The organism is Synechococcus sp. R55.3, assembly GCF_047461975.1.
GTDB lineage: Bacteria > Cyanobacteriota > Cyanobacteriia > Thermostichales > Thermostichaceae > Thermostichus.
In genome coordinates, this window is the sequence record NZ_JANSIG010000001.1 from 87,610 (window position 1) to 104,541 (window position 16,932).

Genomic DNA, 16,932 nt, shown 5'->3' on the forward strand with positions numbered 1-16,932 from the left:
TCCGACCTACAATCAAGCTAGAGCAGCTCTTTTGGCTTGACCAAGCTATGCAAACCCTGGATCGGCCCAACGCCCCCCCCCAGCAGCCCTACCCAGAACCGGTCTATCCCCGTCGCCCCACCCGCACGGTGGCCGTAGCTGATGTGTTGATCGGCAGCCAGCACCCGGTGGTGGTACAGTCCATGATTAACGAGGACACCCTCGACGTCGACGCGGCAGTGGCCGGGATCCGCCGTCTGCACGAGGCAGGCTCAGAGATTGTGCGGGTTACCGTTCCCAGCATGGCCCATGCCAAGGCGATGGAGGCGATTCGGGAGAAGCTGATCCAAACCTACAAGCCCGTGCCTTTGGTAGCTGATGTCCATCACAACGGCATCAAGATCGCCCTGGAAGTAGCCAAATACGTGGACAAGGTGCGCATCAATCCGGGGTTGTTCATCTTTGAAAAACCTCAGCCCGGTCGCACAGAATATACCCAGGCGGAATTTGAGGCCATTCGTAACAAAATCCGGGAAACCTTCACCCCCCTTGTCCAGACCCTCAAAGCCCAGAACAAAGCCCTGCGCATCGGGGTCAATCATGGATCCCTGGCAGAGCGGATGCTCTTCACCTACGGGGATACGCCTGAGGGCATGGTGGAGTCGGCCCTGGAATTTGCCCAAATTTGCGCCGAGCAAGACTTTCACAATGTGGTGCTTTCCTTCAAGGCCTCCCGCCCGCAGGTCATGTTGGCGGCCTACCGGCTGGCAGCCCGTCGCTTCGATGCCCTGGGCCTGAATTACCCCTTCCACTTAGGTGTCACCGAGGCGGGCGATGGAGAATATGGGCGCATCAAGTCGGCGGTGGGGATCGGAACCCTCTTGGCTGAAGGGATCGGCGACACGATTCGGGTTTCTCTCACGGAAGCGCCGGAAAAGGAGATCCCGGTGGCCTACGGCATTTTGCAAGCTCTGAACCTGCGCAAAACCATGGTGGAGTATGTGGCCTGCCCTTCCTGTGGCCGCACCCTCTTCAATTTGGAGGAGGTGCTGCAGAAGGTGCGTGCTGCAACTCAGCATCTGGTGGGGTTGGACATTGCCGTGATGGGCTGCATTGTCAATGGGCCGGGAGAGATGGCCGACGCCGACTACGGCTACGTAGGCAAGACGCCGGGGGTGATCTCTCTCTACCGCGGCAAAGAGGAAGTGAAAAGGGTGCCGGAATCGGAAGGCGTGCAGGCGCTGATCGATCTGATCAAAGCCGATGGGCGCTGGGTGGATCCCCCTTCTTCCCATTAATTCCGCTTCCCCCTCAAGAGGCGACCTGCCCAGCCATCCTGCCGCGCTCTTGCTTCGCTCAGAAACTGGCTAGTGGCGTTTGCCACGCAGGGCTTTGGCGCGGTTGTTCACCTGTCTTACAAATAGAGGCAGCAGGTGCACCCGGATATATTCAAACGCTGCTTGCAGACCTTCTGTTTCTTGACATACTCCCCTGCCTTTAGGCAGGAGATTCTGGTTCCTGGTTCTGCGACAGCACTTACCGTGTTGGGTTGCCCCTCTACGACAGCGGTGCTCATCTCCCCAGGCGTTCCCCCAAGCGCTACGCGCCGCTGACGCGAGTGCAGGGCGGTTCCCCAATGCCCTTAGGTACCGTTGCAAACAACAACTACAAAACCTATTGAGGCTGCATCCAGTCGTGAGACTGTTGGGTTTTTAGAGCGGTTGACTACCCTGCCGCTGCAGGCAGCATAGCACAAAGCCGCCCTAGATAGGCCGATTTCCGCCTCAACCTGCGTGGGATCCCTGAAGGCCGACAAAAATTGATTGGAGGTCAGCCAAGTGAAGAGTTCTGCGCGATTCAAGTCACAACTGGGCGGGGAAGGCACTTGCCAGTCTTGAGGTGGCCCAAGCAGCCACTGCCGGGCAAACAAGCTCAACACCGCATCCCCCAGCCAAGCCTTGTCGCGACGGGATCCCTCGTCCAACTGGGCCACCTGCTGTCTGATGGTCTGGCCGGTCGAGGAGAAATGGGATCCTGTCAGCATGGAAATGGGAAGTGTGCAAGAACTGGCAGCAGACAAGCCCGGCGGCAAAGCGCCCCTGCCTCATTTTAAGATAGGGTCTGGCCCGTTGCAGGTGGAGTGTGGCATTGTGAGGATCCTTGGAGCATGTTGTTGGAGCTAACCCCAGAAGAATGCGAATCGGTGATTCCGGTGGTGCCAACGCGCCTTCAGTATGCGGCTTACTGGAGCGATGCCCTCAAGAGCACGGGCCGCATCATCACGGCCATTTTGGTGGGCGTGGCGTTGCTGGTTCTTTCCCGCGCTTTCGGCGAGGGATCCTTTCTGGGGGCAATCGCCTTCCTGGTCGGGATTCTCTCGTTGCTCTATCCCTTCCTGTGGGGGCCGCTCTATACCATCTCCCGCCGTCAGCTAGCCTTTCGCGAGATTCCCTATGGGGGATTGTTTTTTGGGCAGGTGTTGCGCACTCGCCGCTACGAGGTGGTGGTGGAAGAGCGAGAAAAGCTGGATGAAGATGGCAACTTCTACATTGAAGAGGTGCGGGAGCGCCAGTTTGAGATGGAAATTGGCGATGAGACCGGAGTCGTCTATCGTGTGCGGGCCAAGGACGATCCCCGCTACAGGCGAATTGTCAAAAAGCAATCGGTGCTCGGGTTGGTGAAAGCCTATTCCCGCGATTTGCAGCGCCGGCCCACCTTGAGCGAGGTCTATGTGGTCAAGCTGGGGGAGTGGGTGGGAGATGTCTCCTATCTGGATCGGGAGGCTTTTTTGGATATGGCAGATGAGCTGTTGGAGCTACAGGCCCAAGGACAAGCTTGATCCCCTGGATCCCTGGTGTTCTCTGGGATGGAGGGGAAGGGATCCCTGCCTTTTTATTCTGAAACCTAAACGGCTGCCTATCCGGGAGCGCCGCTTTTAACGCTGGGTTAGCCGCATTATTGTACTGGCCAGGGGTAGGGTTGGGTAGTTTACTGTGGACTGGCGGGAGCTTTAAACTGAGGGCTGTAAGCTAAAAACAACTGCCATGGGCGATCCTCTCACCCCCCAAGTTAGCGAGCGCATCTGCAAGCACATGAACGAAGATCATGCCGATGCAATAGCCCTCTACGCCAGGGTCTTTGGCCAGGTGGAAGGAGTTACCCAAGCCCGCATGCAGGCCATTGACCCGGAAGGGATGGACTTGCGGGTGCAGGTCGACGGGGCCGTACAAACGCTGCGGATCCGCTTCGACCACCCCCTGCGGGACTCGGAGGACGCCCATCAAACCTTAATTGCCATGGTGAAGCAGGCTCGCGCTCAAGTTAAACAGGCTACAAAGTGATGAGAGATACAGTTGAGGCTTAGCTGGCCTGCTGTAGGAGCAGATCCAACTGGCCGCGAGCCTCTAGCGCGTAAAGATCGTCGCAGCCGCCGATATGCTGGTCGTTGATGAAAATTTGCGGCACCGAACGGCGGCCGTTGGCCCGCTTGGCCATTTCCGCCCGTGCTGCCTCGTCTCCATCGATGGCGTACTCGATATACTTCACGCCTTTGCGATCCAGCAGTTGCTTGGCCCGGATGCAAAAGGGACAAAAACGCCAGGTGTAAATCTCAACAGTCATAAGAAAACAACAAACGCTTTTACATAGCTTAACATTTTCACGGAGCCGGGATCCCTTTCCTTGCAAACCTGGGGTTTTCTGCCTCCCATGGTCTAGTTGGCTTCCTTCCAATTGTGGCCAATTTGGATATCCACCACCAGCGGTATGGAGAGGGGCACTGCTCCTTCCATTTCCCTTTGGATCAGCGGTTTTAGGGCCTGCCATTCCGAGGGATCCACCTCAAACACCAGCTCATCATGCACCTGCAGGAGCAAGCGGGAACGAAAGTTCTGCAGCTTTTGCCGCAGGCGCACCATTGCTACTTTGATAATGTCCGAGGCGGATCCCTGAATGGGAGCATTCACAGCTGCCCGCAATTCCGCTTGTTTGCGATGGCCTGTCAGACGAGACAAATTGGGAAAATAGCGACGGCGACCCAAGATCGTTTCTACATAGCCATGCTTTTCCACAAAGGCTTCAGTGGAGCGCAGATAGGCAAAAATGCCGGCGTAGCGCTCGTTAAATCGCTGTAAAAATTGCTTGGCTTCCGACAAAGAAACCCCCGCAGTGCGGGCAAAGCGCTGCGCTCCCATGCCATAGATCACCCCATAGTTGATCGTTTTGGCCAGGCGGCGTTCTTCGCTGGTTATTTCCTGTTTTTCCAGGAGCAGGCGGGCGGTCAGGGTATGCACATCTTCCCCTGAGCGAAAGCCTTCCAGCAAGGCAGGTTCTTGGCTGAGGTGGGCCAAAATGCGCAGCTCAATTTGAGAGTAATCTGCTGCCGCCAATAGCCATCCCTCTTGGGGAATAAAAGCTTGTCGAATCCGGCGACTGAACTCGGTGCGAATGGGAATATTTTGCAAGTTGGGGTTTGAGGAGCTGAGCCTGCCGGTGGCAGTAACGGTTTGGTTAAAGTCGGTGTGGACTCTGCCGGTATCGCTTCTTACCAGGGCAGGCAGAGCATCCACATAGGTCGATTTCAGCTTGGCCAAGGTGCGGTATTGCACGATGGTTTCGATGAGAGGATGATCCCCCTCTAGCTTTTCTAAAACTGAGGCATCGGTGGAATAGCCGGTGGCCGTTTTGCGGGTTTTGCGAATGTCCAATTTCAGCTTTTCAAAGAGCAGGGATCCCAGTTGCTTGGGAGAATTGAGGTTAAAGGTTTCTCCAGCCTGGGCATAAGCTTTCTGCTCCAAACTTTGCAGCTCTTGTTCCAGCTCTTGGGAAAATTGCCTCAGAAACTCGGTATCAACGCGAATGCCGATCCACTCCATCTCTTCCAAAACTTGGGCCAAGGGCAGCTCGACCTGAATAAAAAGATCCCACAGGCGTGGATCGGTTTTCTGCAGCTTTTCGGTGAGGATTGGCACCAGACGATAGGCACAATAGGCGTCGGTTCCACAGTATTCTGCAACTTTGGAAATCGGGATATCGGCAATGGACTGTTCCTTGCCCAGCAACTTTTTGTAGCTGGTGGTTGGCAAACCCAAATGGGTAGCTGCCAAATCGGCCAAGTTGTGGCTGGCTTCTGGATCCAAAACGTAGCTGGCCAACATGGGATCAAACTGGATCCCTTGCAGGCGGATCCCGTGGGCGCGGAAAATGCTCAGGTCGTACTTACAGTTTTGTAGGCTTTTGGGTCGGTTGGGATCTTCCCAAAGGGGTTGCAGGCTTTGTTTAACCAGCTCCCAATCCAGGTTGGATCCCTGGCGGTGGCCGATGGGCAAGTAGGCGATATCTCCCTCTGACCAACAACAGCCGATCCCTACCAATTGGGCATCCCGTGGATCTAGGCTGGTGGTTTCAGTATCCCAAGCTACAATCCCTGGGCAGGCCAACAGCTCTTGCCGCAACAGCTCCAGTTGCTCTGACGTATCGATGATGCGCACCGCCGGCAGAGAAGGGACGGGATCGAGGGCAAAATCAAACCACAGGGCTTCGTCAGGAGCGTTTGCGGGATCCCCGGTGGGATTAAAGGCGCTGACCACCTCTGCCTCGGTTGGGATCCCCCCCAAAGCCGTTTGTATTTTGCGCACTTGGGCGATGAAGCTGTGAAACTCCAATTTTTCCAGCAGCGGCAGCAATTCTGCTTGATCAAACCCGGTTAATTTCATGCCCTCCCAGTCGGGAGAGAGAGGGACATCGCATTTGATTCGAGCCATAAATTGCGAGTGCTGAGCCGCCGGGATCCCTTCTTTGAGGTATTGCTGGACTTTTCCTTGGATCTCGTCCAGGTGGTCGAAAATTTCATCCAAACTGCCGTAGCGCTCCAGCAGCTCCACAGCTCGCTTGGGGCCGATCCCTTTCACCCCGGGAATGTTGTCAGAAGGGTCACCACAGAGGGCCTTATAATCCACCACCTGCCAAGGCCAGATGCCCAATTTTTCTTTCACTTGTTCGGGGCCAAACTCGCTGATGCGATCTTTGCTGTTGAGGTGCAAAACCCGAACTCTTCCATCGGTATCGATCAACTGGAACAGATCTTGATCGCCACTTAAGATCTGCACCCGGTAATCTTGGGGGGCTAGCCTACTGAGGGTGCCCAAAATGTCATCGGCTTCAAAACCAGGCACCACCAAAATCGGGATGCGTAGTGCCGTCAACACCTGCTTCAGGTTCTCCACATCTTCGATAAACTCCGGTGGCGTTTCCGGGCGGCCTGATTTGTAGGTTTCGTCGGCCTCGTGGCGAAAAGTGGGCTGCCGTGTATCAAAGGCAACGGCTACATGGGTAGGGGTGTATTTGTCCAAGACTTCTAACAGCGATTTCAAAAAGCCAAAGCTGACGCTGGTGGGGATCCCAGTGGAAGTGCGCAACCCCCCCTCGCGGCTGTAGGCAAAGGCGTAGAAGGAGCGATAGGCCAGAGAGTGACCATCCACCAGCAGCAGTGTTGGAGTTTGCCAAGCCATCAGCTGATACCTTGAGGGTGAATCTAGCCTATCGGATCTGGGCTATGGGCAGAAGGGATCCCACATCCGTCTCAAGAACTCGAGCGGCGGGCTGCTGCCGACACCCAATGGCAACTTCTGTAATCACAATCTGTAGGCACAATCTGTAATCACAACTGGCTAGGACGAGATCCAAAAGCCCATCGACGGGCCCGCCAACCCTGATTTCCGTTTTGCGGGCTACAATGCTCATGCCCATTTTTTCAATTGGTTGGCTCAATCGGCAATACCTAAATTTGTTACCCAGTTGATCACCCAAAGCATTGCCCTCTGGTTCTGGACAAAATACAGCCCACCACAATGCTCTTCTCTTCTCAGCAAATCCTGCCCCCATCTCTCTACCCACCCCTGCATTGGGGCCTCAAGACCCTCTTTCCCGACGGCCTGTGGGAGTTGCCGGCAGATCCCCATACCCAGCGGGTGGCTCTGACCTTTGACGATGGCCCTCACCCTGAGTACACCCCTGCTTTGTTGCAGGTTTTGATGGATTTTCAGGTGCCGGCCACGTTTTTTGTGTTGGGAGAACGGGTGCAGCGCTGGCCCCACCTGGCCCGTCAGATCCGCCAACAAGGCCACCGCATTGGCCTTCACGGCTGGCAGCATCGCCCTTTTACCGAGCTTGCCCCTGGAGAGCTTTATCAGAGCCTGAAGCGCAGCCAAACCACCCTCGTGGCTGCCTGTGGCGGGATCCTTGACGATTATCGGGCTGTGCGCCCGCCCAATGGCTTGTTTTGGCCGCAGACGCTTGCGGATTTGCGCCGTTGGGGCTTTTGTCCGGTGATGTGGAGCGTGGTGCCTGAGGATTGGCTGATCCCACCGGTATCGGTGGTAGTGGAGCGGGTGCTGGCCCAGGTGCGGCCTGGCTCCTTAATCGTGCTGCACGATGGGGTACAAGGAGGAGCCCAAGTGGTTGAGGTAACGCGGCAGTTGATCCCAACTTTGAAGAAGCGGGGATTTGAATTTGTCCACTTGCCGGATCCCTGAGATCTTTCCAGTTGGGGAGAAATTAAATACAGTAGAGGCACGCGTAGGCAGGAGGGTCAAGCCATGGGCGCACGCAAGATCATCTACGGCATTTTTGGGCAACGGGCCGGCAGCGTCATCGTCGGAACTTGGAACTGGCTGTGGGGGATCCCGGTGGAGAAAGGTGGCACAGGGGCGGTGATGGTGGCGGAAGAATCCCTACGCACGATGCAGGAGACGGTTCAGCGTCTCACGGAAGCCGTTGCCACCCAAGTAGCCGCCTATCAGCGGGCTGAACAAAAGTACATGCAAAAGGTGCGGGAGTACCAGGCCCTGGAGAACAAAGCTCGCCTGGCCGCCCAACGGGGCGATCAAGAGGCTGCCCGTCTGGCTATGTCCCAAGCGCTGCAAATTGAGGCCATTCTCGGCCCCCTCAAGGAGAATGTGGAAACTGCCGAGCGCTACGTCAATGCCGCCAAGCAAAAGCTGGCCCGCGAGAAAGAACGACTGGCCGCTTACAAGAGCGAGCTGAGCAACCTCAAAGACATCAACGAGGTGAACCAAGCTCTGGAGCAGATGACCCGCGTCAACAACTCCTACAACATCGACTCGGCCAAGTCCCAATTTGAGGCGGCAAAGAATGCTATCCAGGCTCGCCAGCTCAAATCCCGAGCCATGAGCGAACTCTCGGAAGATCGCAGCGAGCAGATTGCTGCCCAATTGGATGAAATGGCCATGGACGATGAAATCTCCCGCCGCTTGGCAATGCTCACCGGCCAAGGAGGTGCCCAGGCCAACCTGCCGATGCCGGATTTGGATTTCGAGAAGCGGCTCCCTCAATAGCGGCAGTTGCTTTTAGGCCGGTAGGATCCCCTGTTTTCAGTCTCAGCCGACATCGGCGACCACGCTGCTGAGCCGGAGTTTTCCGTGGGCGCAGTCCGGCCAACTGGGCTGGATACTCAGGCCTGAGCACGCCCGGCACCCAGGCCAAGGGGTTAGAGCTGGCGCGCTCGTACTAGGATGATAAAGGAAGAATAGGCAACCCACCTGAGGAGAGGATCCCAGCAATGTCAGCAGCACGAGGCGCGCATTCTGCCCGATCAGGCCTGTGGCCCACTTACGCAACCAGCCCGTGGCTGTCTAGAGCGCTGTTGCTGCTCTGTGTTTGCCTCAGCTTGGTGGTTTGTGCCTGTTCCGCGGGCTCTAACCTGCGGGCCTACAGGGATCCCAGCGGAGCCTTTGCTTTTGCTTACCCCAACGGCATGGTGGCGGTCAATCTTGGGCCGGGGAAAGGGCCGGTGGTACTCCTGCGCGACCTGGTGTACGAGACCGAGAACGTCAGCCTGATGATCGCCCCATTTGACAAAGGGGAGACGATTGCCGATCTGGGCAGCCCGGCTGAGGTGGGGCAGTTGGTGGCGGAGAAGATCATAGCCCCTGAGGGATCCGGTCGCTCGGCCAAGCTGTTGGCTGCCGAAGCCTTTGAGCGGCAGGAGCACCCCTATTACCTGCTGGAATACCAAACCGATATGGGATCCCAGCTTCGCCACGAGGTGGTGACGGTGACCGTTCGGCACCATCGCCTCTATACGCTGACGGCCTCTACCCAGGAATCCCGCTGGCCTCAGGTGCAAGCTGCCTTTAGGAACGTGGGCCGATCTCTGAATGTTTCCTAAAGCTTTTCCTGAGAGGATTTTCTCAAGGGATTGAACCGGGTTGACGGACTTGGGTAGGTTAAGGTTGAGCCCTTTAGGGCTGAGTTATGGTCATTTTAGGTTGGGGGCGAGACGCCTGGGCTACTGAGAAAAGCCTTGTGGTTCTGGGGATTATTGCTCCGCAACGCTGACGCGAAGACGCGACCAACGTTTTGGGTGTGGGTGCAGTGTCCTAGCTTGAATCGAAATGACCCTACCTACGGGTTCCAGCCGGGCCATCTGGTGCTAGAACGGTAGTGTTTTGAACCTGCGGAGATGGGATCCCACCCTCTTGGGCCTGCTCTATGACCGTATACGTGGTTCAGATCAGCGACCTGCATCTGTTTGCCAAGCCCCATCACCGGCTGCTGGGGGTGGACACGGAAGCCTCTTTCCTGCAGGTGCAAAAGGCCATTGCCGCTTTGGATCCCTTGCCGGATCTGCTGCTGCTTACCGGAGATCTCTCTCAAGATGGCAGTGCGGCATCTTACGCCCGTTTGAGAGCCCATTTGCAGGCTCTCCCCATCGATACTTACTGGTTGGCGGGCAACCACGATCGCCTGCACACCATGAACCAAGAGCTTCATGCCGAGCGGCTATTTGGGGACAAGAGCTTCAGCCGGGAAAATTGGAGCTTTATTTTGTTGAACTCCCTCGTGCCCGGCAAAGATAGCGGCTACCTGACGGAGCGCACGCTGCTGTGGCTGAGACAGGAATTGCAGCGGAGCAAAGCTGCCCAACACCATGTTTTGTTGGCCCTGCACCACCCCCCTTTTTCGGTGGATTCTGCCTGGCTGGATCAAAGTGCCCTGCAGCAGCCGGAGCGGTTGTTTGGGGTTCTGGACGAGTTCGACCACATCCGCCTTGTTGTATTCGGCCATATTCACCAAGACCTGCACCGCCGGCGGGAGGGGGTTGATTACCTGGCTTGTCCCTCAACCTGTGTGCAATTTCGTCCCAAGAGCCCCCAGTTTGGCCTGGAGGTAATTCCCCCTGCCCTGAGGCAGATATGGTTGGAGCGAGATGGCAGCTTCAAAACTCAGGTTCAACGGGTGGGGGCTGCTCTGCAACGGCCCAACCTGGCCCTGAAGGGATATTAGCTCTCCCCCTCTTGAACCTCTGTGGGGGGTAGCCCGATGGCCTGCCCCAAACAGACGCTGGCCCCCAGCAAGGCCAACCACCCCGGCAGCAGCGACAGGAAGGCCACTGCAGCCACCAGGGTATTGTTTCCCCCTTGCAAAAGGCTGTAGAGCAGCATTGGCAGCGTGAGAACCCGCCCACCGCCGACAAAGAAGGTGAGCAAAAATTCGTTCCAAGAGATCAAAAAGGCAAATACCGCCCCAATGGCTGCCCCAGGGGCAATGAGGGGCAACGTCACCTGCCACCACACTTGCCAGGGATCCGCCCCCAAACAGCGGGCCTGCGCCTCGTAGCCGCGGTCGAAACGGGCGAACACACTGCCCATCACCAGAGCCATGTAGGGAATGGTGGGGATCAGATGCACCAAAACCACCGCCAGCAGGGTACTGTCCAGCCGCAGGCGAATCAGCACCCCTTGGATGCCCATCAATACGGCCAAAGGAGAGGTGATGATGGGCAATAGCAGCAGCAGGCGCAGCCAGGCAGGCACGGGACGGGTGCCCAAAACTCGCCCTGCCGGGATCCCCACCCCCAAGGCCAGCAGGGTGGTAAACAGGGCAATTTGCAAGCTCTGGCCGAAGGCTGCCCGGAACTGGGATCCCCAGCTCAGCAGTTGCTGCCAACCGGCTATGCTCCATGCCCGGGGCAGGGCATCGGGAAAATACCAGGCCCGCGTGAAGGCCCAAAGGGCCAGCACCCCAAAGGGCAAAGCCCAAAGGAGGGCCACTCCGGCCACCCCAAGGCGGAGCAGGGATCCCCCAATCCATCTGCGTCCTTTCACGGCTTTCTCCAAGGACCCCGTCCCGCTGAGCCAAACGGCAGCTGCAGAAAGGATACTCTGGCTGCAAACAGCCCTCCGATTAGGCTGACCACCGCTGCCGAGACAGCCAGCAGGATGATCCCCAGCGCCACCGCCTGCTGCCGCTGCTCCAGGTTGATGTGGGTGAAGCGCTGGTAGATCAGAACGGGCAAGGTGCGCGGGTAGGTGGGCCCTAAGAGCAAGGGAACCTCAAAGGCGCTGAAGACAAAGCCGAAGATGAGAATCCCGGTGGCCAGCAGCCCCGGCCTCAGCAAGGGCAGCGTTACATACCAAAACGTCTGGGCGGCAGAAGCCCCCAGCAGCCGAGCCTGTTGCTCCAGCTCGGATCCCATCCCGCGCAGCAGCGTCAGCGCCACCAGAGCGGCAAACGGGATCTCCTTCCAAAGCCAATAGAGCAACACCCCCACATAGCCGCGGTCGTTCACCCACAAGGGAAAATCCTGATCCGAGGCAATCCAGCCCAGTTGAAAGGCCAGCCGCGCCAGCCAACCGCTGGGCCCCAGCAGCAGCAGCATCCCCGCCACCCCCACCAAATGAGGAATCGGCAGCGTCAACTGGCCGAGCCAGATGGCCCACCCCCCCAGCCCCCGCAACAGCAGCGCCAGCCCCAGCCCCAAAAGCAGCGCCAACCCCGTTGCCAACAGAGCGATTCTGAGGCTGAGCAACAGGGATCCCCCGACTTCCGCATCCCGCAGCAGCTCCCCATACCCCTGCAGGGTAAACCCCCTCTCGCCCAGGCCGTAGAGGCCCACACTCTGGGCCAGAGCCAGCAGCAGCCCCCCGCCGTAGAGCAGGCCCACCAACCCCAACGCCGGCAAAAGCGGCCCATACTGCCGGATCCCCTTAAGCCCCACCGGCCCAGATCCCCGTCCATTTAAGCTATTCATTGAGCCAGTCCCAAGAGCTGCCTCACGAGAGAATTCAAGATGGGAGCGGATCCCTCGACGATCAAGCGATCAAGACTGCCTAGTGCTCCACACCGCCAACGCGACCAACCATTGCGATCTTTACATCCCATGGAGAGAACCCTAGACCAGATTAACCAACGCATTGCCAAAGGCCAGGTGCGGGTGTGGACGGCCCTGGAAGCCAAAGCCAAGCTGGCCACCTTGGGGATCCAGGAAGCCTTTGAGCAGGTGGATGTGATCACCACCGGCACCTTTGAGCCAATGGAGTCTTCAGGAGCCATTGTGAACCTGGGCCATACGGATCCGCCCATCAAGATTCGCCAAGCTTGGCTGAACGGGGTACCGGCCTATGCCGGATTTGGCGCGGTGGATCTTTACCTGGGGGCAGCCCAACCCAGCGAGCAAGCGGATCAAGCCTATGGGGGCGGCCATGTCATTGCCGACCTGGTGGCGGGCAAGCGCGTCCATTTGCGGGCCATCGGCCAAGTGACCGATTGTTACCCCCGCGCCGACTACGAGACCACCCTGACTCGGGATCAGCTCAACCAGTTTTACCTGTTCAACCCCCGCAATGCCTACCAAAACTTCATCGTCGGGGTGAACGGCGGGGATCGGCCTTTGTACACCTACTTGGGTCTGTTGGAACCGCATCTGGGCAATGCCGTCTATTCCAACCCGGGAGAGCTGTCCCCCTTGTTGAACGATCCCCTGTTGCGCCGGGTGGGGATCGGCAGCCGCATCTTTTTGGGAGGCGGCATCGGCTACGTCGCCTGGGAGGGCACCCAACACTTTCCGCTGCAAAAGCGATTGCCCAACCAAACTCCCATCGGCCCGGCGGCCACCCTGGCCCTGATTGGAGATGCCAAGCAAATGCAGGCGGAATGGGTGAGGGGCTGCTACTTCCGCAACTACGGCCCCAGCTTGATGTTGGGGGTCGGGATCCCCATTCCCATCCTCGCTCCTGCGGATTTGGAGGCCATTGCCATTCGGGATGAGGAGTTGGTTGCCCCCGTGATTGACTTTTCCATTCCCCGCCGGGTGCGGCCCACCTTTGGCTTGGTGAGCTATGCCCAACTCAAATCTGGCCAGATCACCCTCAATGGCCGCAAGGTTCGCACTGCCCCTCTGGCCAGCTTGCGCCGCTCCATACAAATTGCCGAAATCCTCAAGCAGTGGATAGAAAGCGGCCAATTTACCCTCACCCAACCCGTCGCTCCCCTGCCCCTGGATCGGGAGTTTCTCTCCCAAAATCCCCTCGGCTAGACGGATCCTGAATTCCCACCTGCCAAACAGCCTCTCCAGAGAAAGAGACCAGCCCAATCCCCATTCAAGGCTGAGAAACATCAGCGACAAATCCGCCCGGCAATTGCGGGAAGAGCTGGAGGAACTGGAGAAAAGTCAGCAGAAATGGCGCAGTCGCCTGGGAACCTTGGGCAACCCAACCCCCAGCAGATCTGCAGAATTACTGCCGGCTGGGATCCCTTCCAAACCTGCGGCGGGGTTGTTTTCTAGACAGTTGCCGCTACCATTACGCTTTAAGTGTTGCCACCGGAAACTCCCCGGCGGGAAAAAGAGAGGGGGCCGTGTCCAAAGTGGGAGATAAGGTCATGTTCCAGCGTATTGCTCTCGGCTCTGCTGCATTGGGATTGCTTATGACCATACCCGTCCTTCCCGGCCACGGGTTTGGAGAGCCCCGGGTCGTTCCCGATACCCCGTTCTACTTCGACAACCACCGCTTCGATCGCTACCCCGATGCAGTTGTGGTGCGGGTGGTCAACGGCGACACCCTAGTGGTGCAAATCGAAGGGGAACAGAAGATGCGCCTAATCCGGTTGGCCGGGATCGAGGGTCTCAGCCCGGAAGAAAACCCCTATTACCAGCAAGCCATTGAACTGATGCGGGAGCGCATCCTCTACCGCACCGTCAAGCTGGAAGGGGATAAGTTGCTGCGCAACGTAGATGCTACGGGCTTGGTGGAGGCCTATGTCTGGTTAGAAGGCCATCAGATGAACGCCATGTTGGTGCGCAATGGCCTGGCCCGCATCATCCCCTACAGCCACAACATCAAGTACGACAGCTACTACGGTGGCCTACAAGAAAAAGCCCAGCAGGAGCGCCTTGGCATTTGGAGCCGTCTCTGAGTTGGCTTTATACTGAACTTCAGTTCTTTAATCTTCAAGGGAGCAGAGAGGAAAGAGCTTCTCCCTTCTCTCCCGTTACTTCCTCTAGGTTATGCCTAGCCTGCCTTGACGGTTGAACCCACTCCAGCCCCCAGGGATCCCAATCGCTGGGTGAGGCGGCTGCCTCTGGTGACCGGCCTTTTGGGCAGCGTCCTTTTGGTTATTAATCGACTGGCCTTTACGCCGGAATTGCTTACCAGCCAGTCCCGTTCAGATGCCTTGGGGATCCTCCTCAGCGCCGTTTTGATCCTGACCGGCCTGCTGTGGCAGCAGATCCAGCCTCTTCCACCCCAAACGGCCCCCCTGCAGGGGATCCCCGGCTGTGATTGGCATCCCGATCTTTCCGAAAGCGAGAAACTGGAGCTGGCTTGGGCCTCCCATACCCTGCTCAGCACCACCGCCGCCCGCACCGTGGTGATCTGGGTGGGTGGGCGAACCCTCCTGCAACGGGGGATCCTAGCCACCCCCGGCCAGATGCCCTCCATTCAGCCCAAGAGCGTTTTACAGCGGGTCTTGCAGACGGGGCGGCCCGTGTATTTGGTGGATCTCAAGCTGTTCCCGGCCCGCGCCGAGTTCGATGGCCTGTTGCCCCCCGGATCCCAGGCCGTGCTGTGCCAGCCCATCGGCCAGCGAGGGTGCTTGATTTTGGGGAGCGATACCCCACGCAGCTTCAGCCGGCAGGAGCAAACCTGGATTGCCGCCATTGCCGACAAACTAGCAGCCACCCTACTCCCCTCTCCCCCTGGGAGAGGGGCTGGGGGGTGAGGGCTAGGCGGCGCTCTCTAGGCTCACCTGGAACACTTCGCTGAAGGCTTTTTCCACCTTGTAGCCCGAGTCGATGGTCTCCAGAGGATCCTTGCGCAGGCGGTGACGCAAACACAGGCTGATCACCCGACGGATATCGGCGACGGTGACCTCACTGCGCCCCTCTAGAGCTGCCAGGGCTTTGGCAGCCCGGTTGGTTACAATGTCTCCGCGCAGTCCATCCACCTCCAAAGCCGCGCATACCCCAGAGATCTTCAAGCGCAAGTCGGGATCCACTGCCACGTTGGGCAAAAGATGTTGGGCTTTTTCGATGCGCTCCCGCAGGCGCTGCTGGGAATCGGCATACTTGGCCAAAAAAGCCTGGGGATCGGCGTCGAACTGGCTGCGCTCCTCCACGATCCGCACCCGCAGGGCGGCATCTCGCACCGTTTCGATCTGGACGAACATGCCAAAGCGATCCAGCAGTTGAGGCCGCAATTCCCCCTCTTCCGGGTTGCCGGATCCCACCAGCACAAACCGAGCCGGATGACGAATGGAAATGCCCTCCCGTTCCACGGTGTTCCAGCCTGAGGCCGCCGCGTCCAGCAACACATCCACCAAGTGGTCATCCAGCAAATTGACTTCATCCACGTAAAGGATGCCTCGATTGGCCTTGGCTAGTAGCCCTGGCTCAAAAGCCTTCACCCCCTGAGCCAAGGCCCGCTCAATGTCGAGAGTGCCACACACTCGGTCTTCTGTTGCCCCCAAGGGCAGATCCACCATCGGCACCTGGATCCAAGTGCTTTCCAGCGTTTCCCCTGCTTGGAGCCGTTCCCACACTTGATCGCTCATCAAGTCCCGCTGCCGCGGGTGGCTGTTGAAGGGATCCCCTTTCACCACCTCGATCTGGGGCAGCAGGTCGGCCAAAGCGCGGATGGTGGTGGATTTGCCCGTGCCGCGATCCCCCATGATCAGCACCCCGCCAATGCGCGGGTCGATCACGTTGAGGAGCAAGGCCAATTTCATCTCCTCTTGGCCGACGATGGCCGTAAACGGGAAAACCGGGCGACGTTCCAAATGCATAGGGGCAATAACCGACAATTCATCCCCATTATCCCAGAGGCCACTCCCTTCTGGGTGTCAGATAGGCTGGAAAGGGACTGGAACTGGAACCTAAAGACCAGTTTTCGGTCAAATGGAAAAGCAAGCTCAGTTGTCAGCGTGGACGACGCCCTGGGCTTTCACAGAGAGAAGCAGATAGGATCGAAGCCCGCGGGGTTCATCAGAGTGTTGAACCGGCGTGGGGCCGAAAGCTCACAAAAACCCTAGGCAACCTGAGCAACAGTTGGCGGGTGGGGAGACATCAGCGGTGTCAGGCAAAGCAAGTCGGAGACGGTGGACGGCATTTCCAATCCAAAGCGTGGTCCAAAAAGGGCTGGTGGGTTTGATCTGGGTTTGCACTTGGATCCCTGTGCTCACTGTCTCTCTGGCCGTGGCTCAAACCCCCACCACCTCTGTGGTGTTGAGCGATGAGCAGGTAACAATGTACGCCCGTATCGTCTTGGAGATGGAGCCCCACCGGCAAGAGGCCCAAAAGCGCTCCCAAGCCACAAACGACCCAGCCAGCAAAGATCAAATCCGGCGAGAATTCATCCGCACCGCGACCGAGATCATCACTCGCCACGGTATGACTGTGCCTGACTACAACCGCATTACACTCTTGATCCGCTCCGAAGAGGGCAAAGCTTTGCAACAGCGCATTGAGGCCGAAATTCTCCGCCTGCAAAGCGAGGATCCCCAACCGCCAGTCCGATAAAAGTAAACTACCCGACACCCGCGCTATGCGCAGGGTGCGGGCTTTATCCCAATCCCTAGCGGCCCCAGAGGACAGCTAAGTTTCGGAATTTCAGGCGAGTTTACAGTCGCCCCAAGGAGAGAGATCACCTGAGCAGCGTT

General features: G+C 58.0%; 18 protein-coding genes. 11 read left to right on the forward strand and 7 right to left on the reverse strand.

What is annotated here, in order from left to right; genetic code table 11:
- Nucleotides 1–47: 47 nt before the first annotated feature.
- Nucleotides 48–1,277, forward strand: a complete 1,230-nt coding sequence (gene ispG / locus NW849_RS00380; protein WP_414355422.1) for a (E)-4-hydroxy-3-methylbut-2-enyl-diphosphate synthase — start codon at nt 48–50, stop codon at nt 1,275–1,277.
- Nucleotides 1,278–1,621: 344 nt separating this feature from the next.
- Here ispG and NW849_RS00385 read toward each other — a convergent pair whose 3' ends face one another.
- The gene (locus NW849_RS00385) at nt 1,622–2,059 is read right to left on the reverse strand and encodes a hypothetical protein (protein WP_414355423.1); all 438 of its coding nucleotides are present in this window, start codon (nt 2,057–2,059) and stop codon (nt 1,622–1,624) included.
- Nucleotides 2,060–2,146: 87 nt separating this feature from the next.
- On the opposite strand from NW849_RS00385, the gene NW849_RS00390 reads away from it, so the two are divergent.
- Nucleotides 2,147–2,818 carry a hypothetical protein gene (locus tag NW849_RS00390; RefSeq protein WP_414355425.1) on the forward strand — a complete coding sequence of 224 codons (672 nt, stop codon included), beginning with the start codon at nt 2,147–2,149 and terminating at the stop codon, nt 2,816–2,818.
- A 205-nt stretch (nt 2,819–3,023) separates the two neighbouring features.
- Nucleotides 3,024–3,320, forward strand: a complete 297-nt coding sequence (locus NW849_RS00395) for a DUF2470 domain-containing protein (RefSeq protein WP_011431796.1) — start codon at nt 3,024–3,026, stop codon at nt 3,318–3,320.
- Nucleotides 3,321–3,339: 19 nt separating this feature from the next.
- Here the strand turns inward: NW849_RS00395 and grxC are convergent, their stop codons facing one another.
- The 3 genes from grxC to NW849_RS00410 all read right to left on the reverse strand — a co-directional run bounded on the left by grxC (nt 3,340) and on the right by NW849_RS00410 (nt 6,747).
- Nucleotides 3,340–3,600: a glutaredoxin 3 gene (gene grxC, locus NW849_RS00400; protein ID WP_011431797.1), complete on the reverse strand. Its 261-nt coding sequence runs from the start codon at nt 3,598–3,600 to the stop codon at nt 3,340–3,342.
- A 92-nt stretch (nt 3,601–3,692) separates the two neighbouring features.
- Nucleotides 3,693–6,488 carry a DNA polymerase I gene (gene polA / locus NW849_RS00405; RefSeq protein ID WP_414355427.1) on the reverse strand — a complete coding sequence of 932 codons (2,796 nt, stop codon included), beginning with the start codon at nt 6,486–6,488 and terminating at the stop codon, nt 3,693–3,695.
- 28 nt (nt 6,489–6,516) lie between these two features.
- The gene (locus NW849_RS00410) at nt 6,517–6,747 is read right to left on the reverse strand and encodes a hypothetical protein (RefSeq protein WP_414355428.1); all 231 of its coding nucleotides are present in this window, start codon (nt 6,745–6,747) and stop codon (nt 6,517–6,519) included.
- An 80-nt stretch (nt 6,748–6,827) separates the two neighbouring features.
- On the opposite strand from NW849_RS00410, the gene NW849_RS00415 reads away from it, so the two are divergent.
- The 4 genes from NW849_RS00415 to cpdA all read left to right on the forward strand — a co-directional run bounded on the left by NW849_RS00415 (nt 6,828) and on the right by cpdA (nt 10,284).
- Entirely contained in the window at nt 6,828–7,511 is a 684-nt protein-coding gene (locus NW849_RS00415) for a polysaccharide deacetylase family protein (RefSeq protein WP_414355430.1), read from the forward strand.
- A 63-nt stretch (nt 7,512–7,574) separates the two neighbouring features.
- Complete coding sequence (locus NW849_RS00420) at nt 7,575–8,333, forward strand: PspA/IM30 family protein (protein ID WP_011431800.1); 759 nt, start codon at nt 7,575–7,577, stop codon at nt 8,331–8,333.
- 308 nt (nt 8,334–8,641) lie between these two features.
- On the forward strand, nt 8,642–9,166 hold the full coding sequence (gene psbP, locus NW849_RS00425) for a photosystem II reaction center PsbP (protein WP_414355432.1): 525 nt from the start codon (nt 8,642–8,644) through the stop codon (nt 9,164–9,166).
- 323 nt (nt 9,167–9,489) lie between these two features.
- Nucleotides 9,490–10,284 carry a 3',5'-cyclic-AMP phosphodiesterase gene (cpdA, locus tag NW849_RS00430; protein ID WP_011431802.1) on the forward strand — a complete coding sequence of 265 codons (795 nt, stop codon included), beginning with the start codon at nt 9,490–9,492 and terminating at the stop codon, nt 10,282–10,284.
- On the opposite strand, the gene NW849_RS00435 is transcribed toward cpdA, so the two are convergent.
- The gene (locus NW849_RS00435; RefSeq protein WP_414330751.1) at nt 10,281–11,105 is read right to left on the reverse strand and encodes an ABC transporter permease; all 825 of its coding nucleotides are present in this window, start codon (nt 11,103–11,105) and stop codon (nt 10,281–10,283) included. The two genes, cpdA and NW849_RS00435, sit on opposite strands and share 4 nt — an antisense overlap.
- Complete coding sequence (locus NW849_RS00440) at nt 11,102–12,031, reverse strand: ABC transporter permease (RefSeq protein ID WP_414355434.1); 930 nt, start codon at nt 12,029–12,031, stop codon at nt 11,102–11,104. The genes NW849_RS00435 and NW849_RS00440 overlap by 4 nt, the downstream gene beginning before the upstream one ends.
- A gap of 129 nt (nt 12,032–12,160) precedes the next feature.
- Between NW849_RS00440 and NW849_RS00445 the strand changes: the two genes are divergently transcribed.
- The 3 genes from NW849_RS00445 to NW849_RS00455 all read left to right on the forward strand — a co-directional run bounded on the left by NW849_RS00445 (nt 12,161) and on the right by NW849_RS00455 (nt 14,997).
- Nucleotides 12,161–13,315 (forward strand): homocysteine biosynthesis protein, encoded by a 1,155-nt coding sequence (locus NW849_RS00445; RefSeq protein ID WP_414355436.1) that lies wholly within the window; start codon nt 12,161–12,163, stop codon nt 13,313–13,315.
- Nucleotides 13,316–13,704: 389 nt separating this feature from the next.
- On the forward strand, nt 13,705–14,193 hold the full coding sequence (locus NW849_RS00450) for a thermonuclease family protein (protein WP_414355438.1): 489 nt from the start codon (nt 13,705–13,707) through the stop codon (nt 14,191–14,193).
- Between the two features lie 105 nt (nt 14,194–14,298).
- Nucleotides 14,299–14,997 (forward strand): cofactor assembly of complex C subunit B, encoded by a 699-nt coding sequence (locus NW849_RS00455; protein ID WP_414355440.1) that lies wholly within the window; start codon nt 14,299–14,301, stop codon nt 14,995–14,997.
- A gap of 3 nt (nt 14,998–15,000) precedes the next feature.
- Here the strand turns inward: NW849_RS00455 and bchI are convergent, their stop codons facing one another.
- Entirely contained in the window at nt 15,001–16,059 is a 1,059-nt protein-coding gene (bchI, locus tag NW849_RS00460) for a magnesium chelatase ATPase subunit I (RefSeq protein ID WP_011431779.1), read from the reverse strand.
- 388 nt (nt 16,060–16,447) lie between these two features.
- On the opposite strand from bchI, the gene NW849_RS00465 reads away from it, so the two are divergent.
- Nucleotides 16,448–16,792 carry a DUF4168 domain-containing protein gene (locus NW849_RS00465; RefSeq protein WP_414331953.1) on the forward strand — a complete coding sequence of 115 codons (345 nt, stop codon included), beginning with the start codon at nt 16,448–16,450 and terminating at the stop codon, nt 16,790–16,792.
- Nucleotides 16,793–16,932 lie beyond the last annotated feature (140 nt).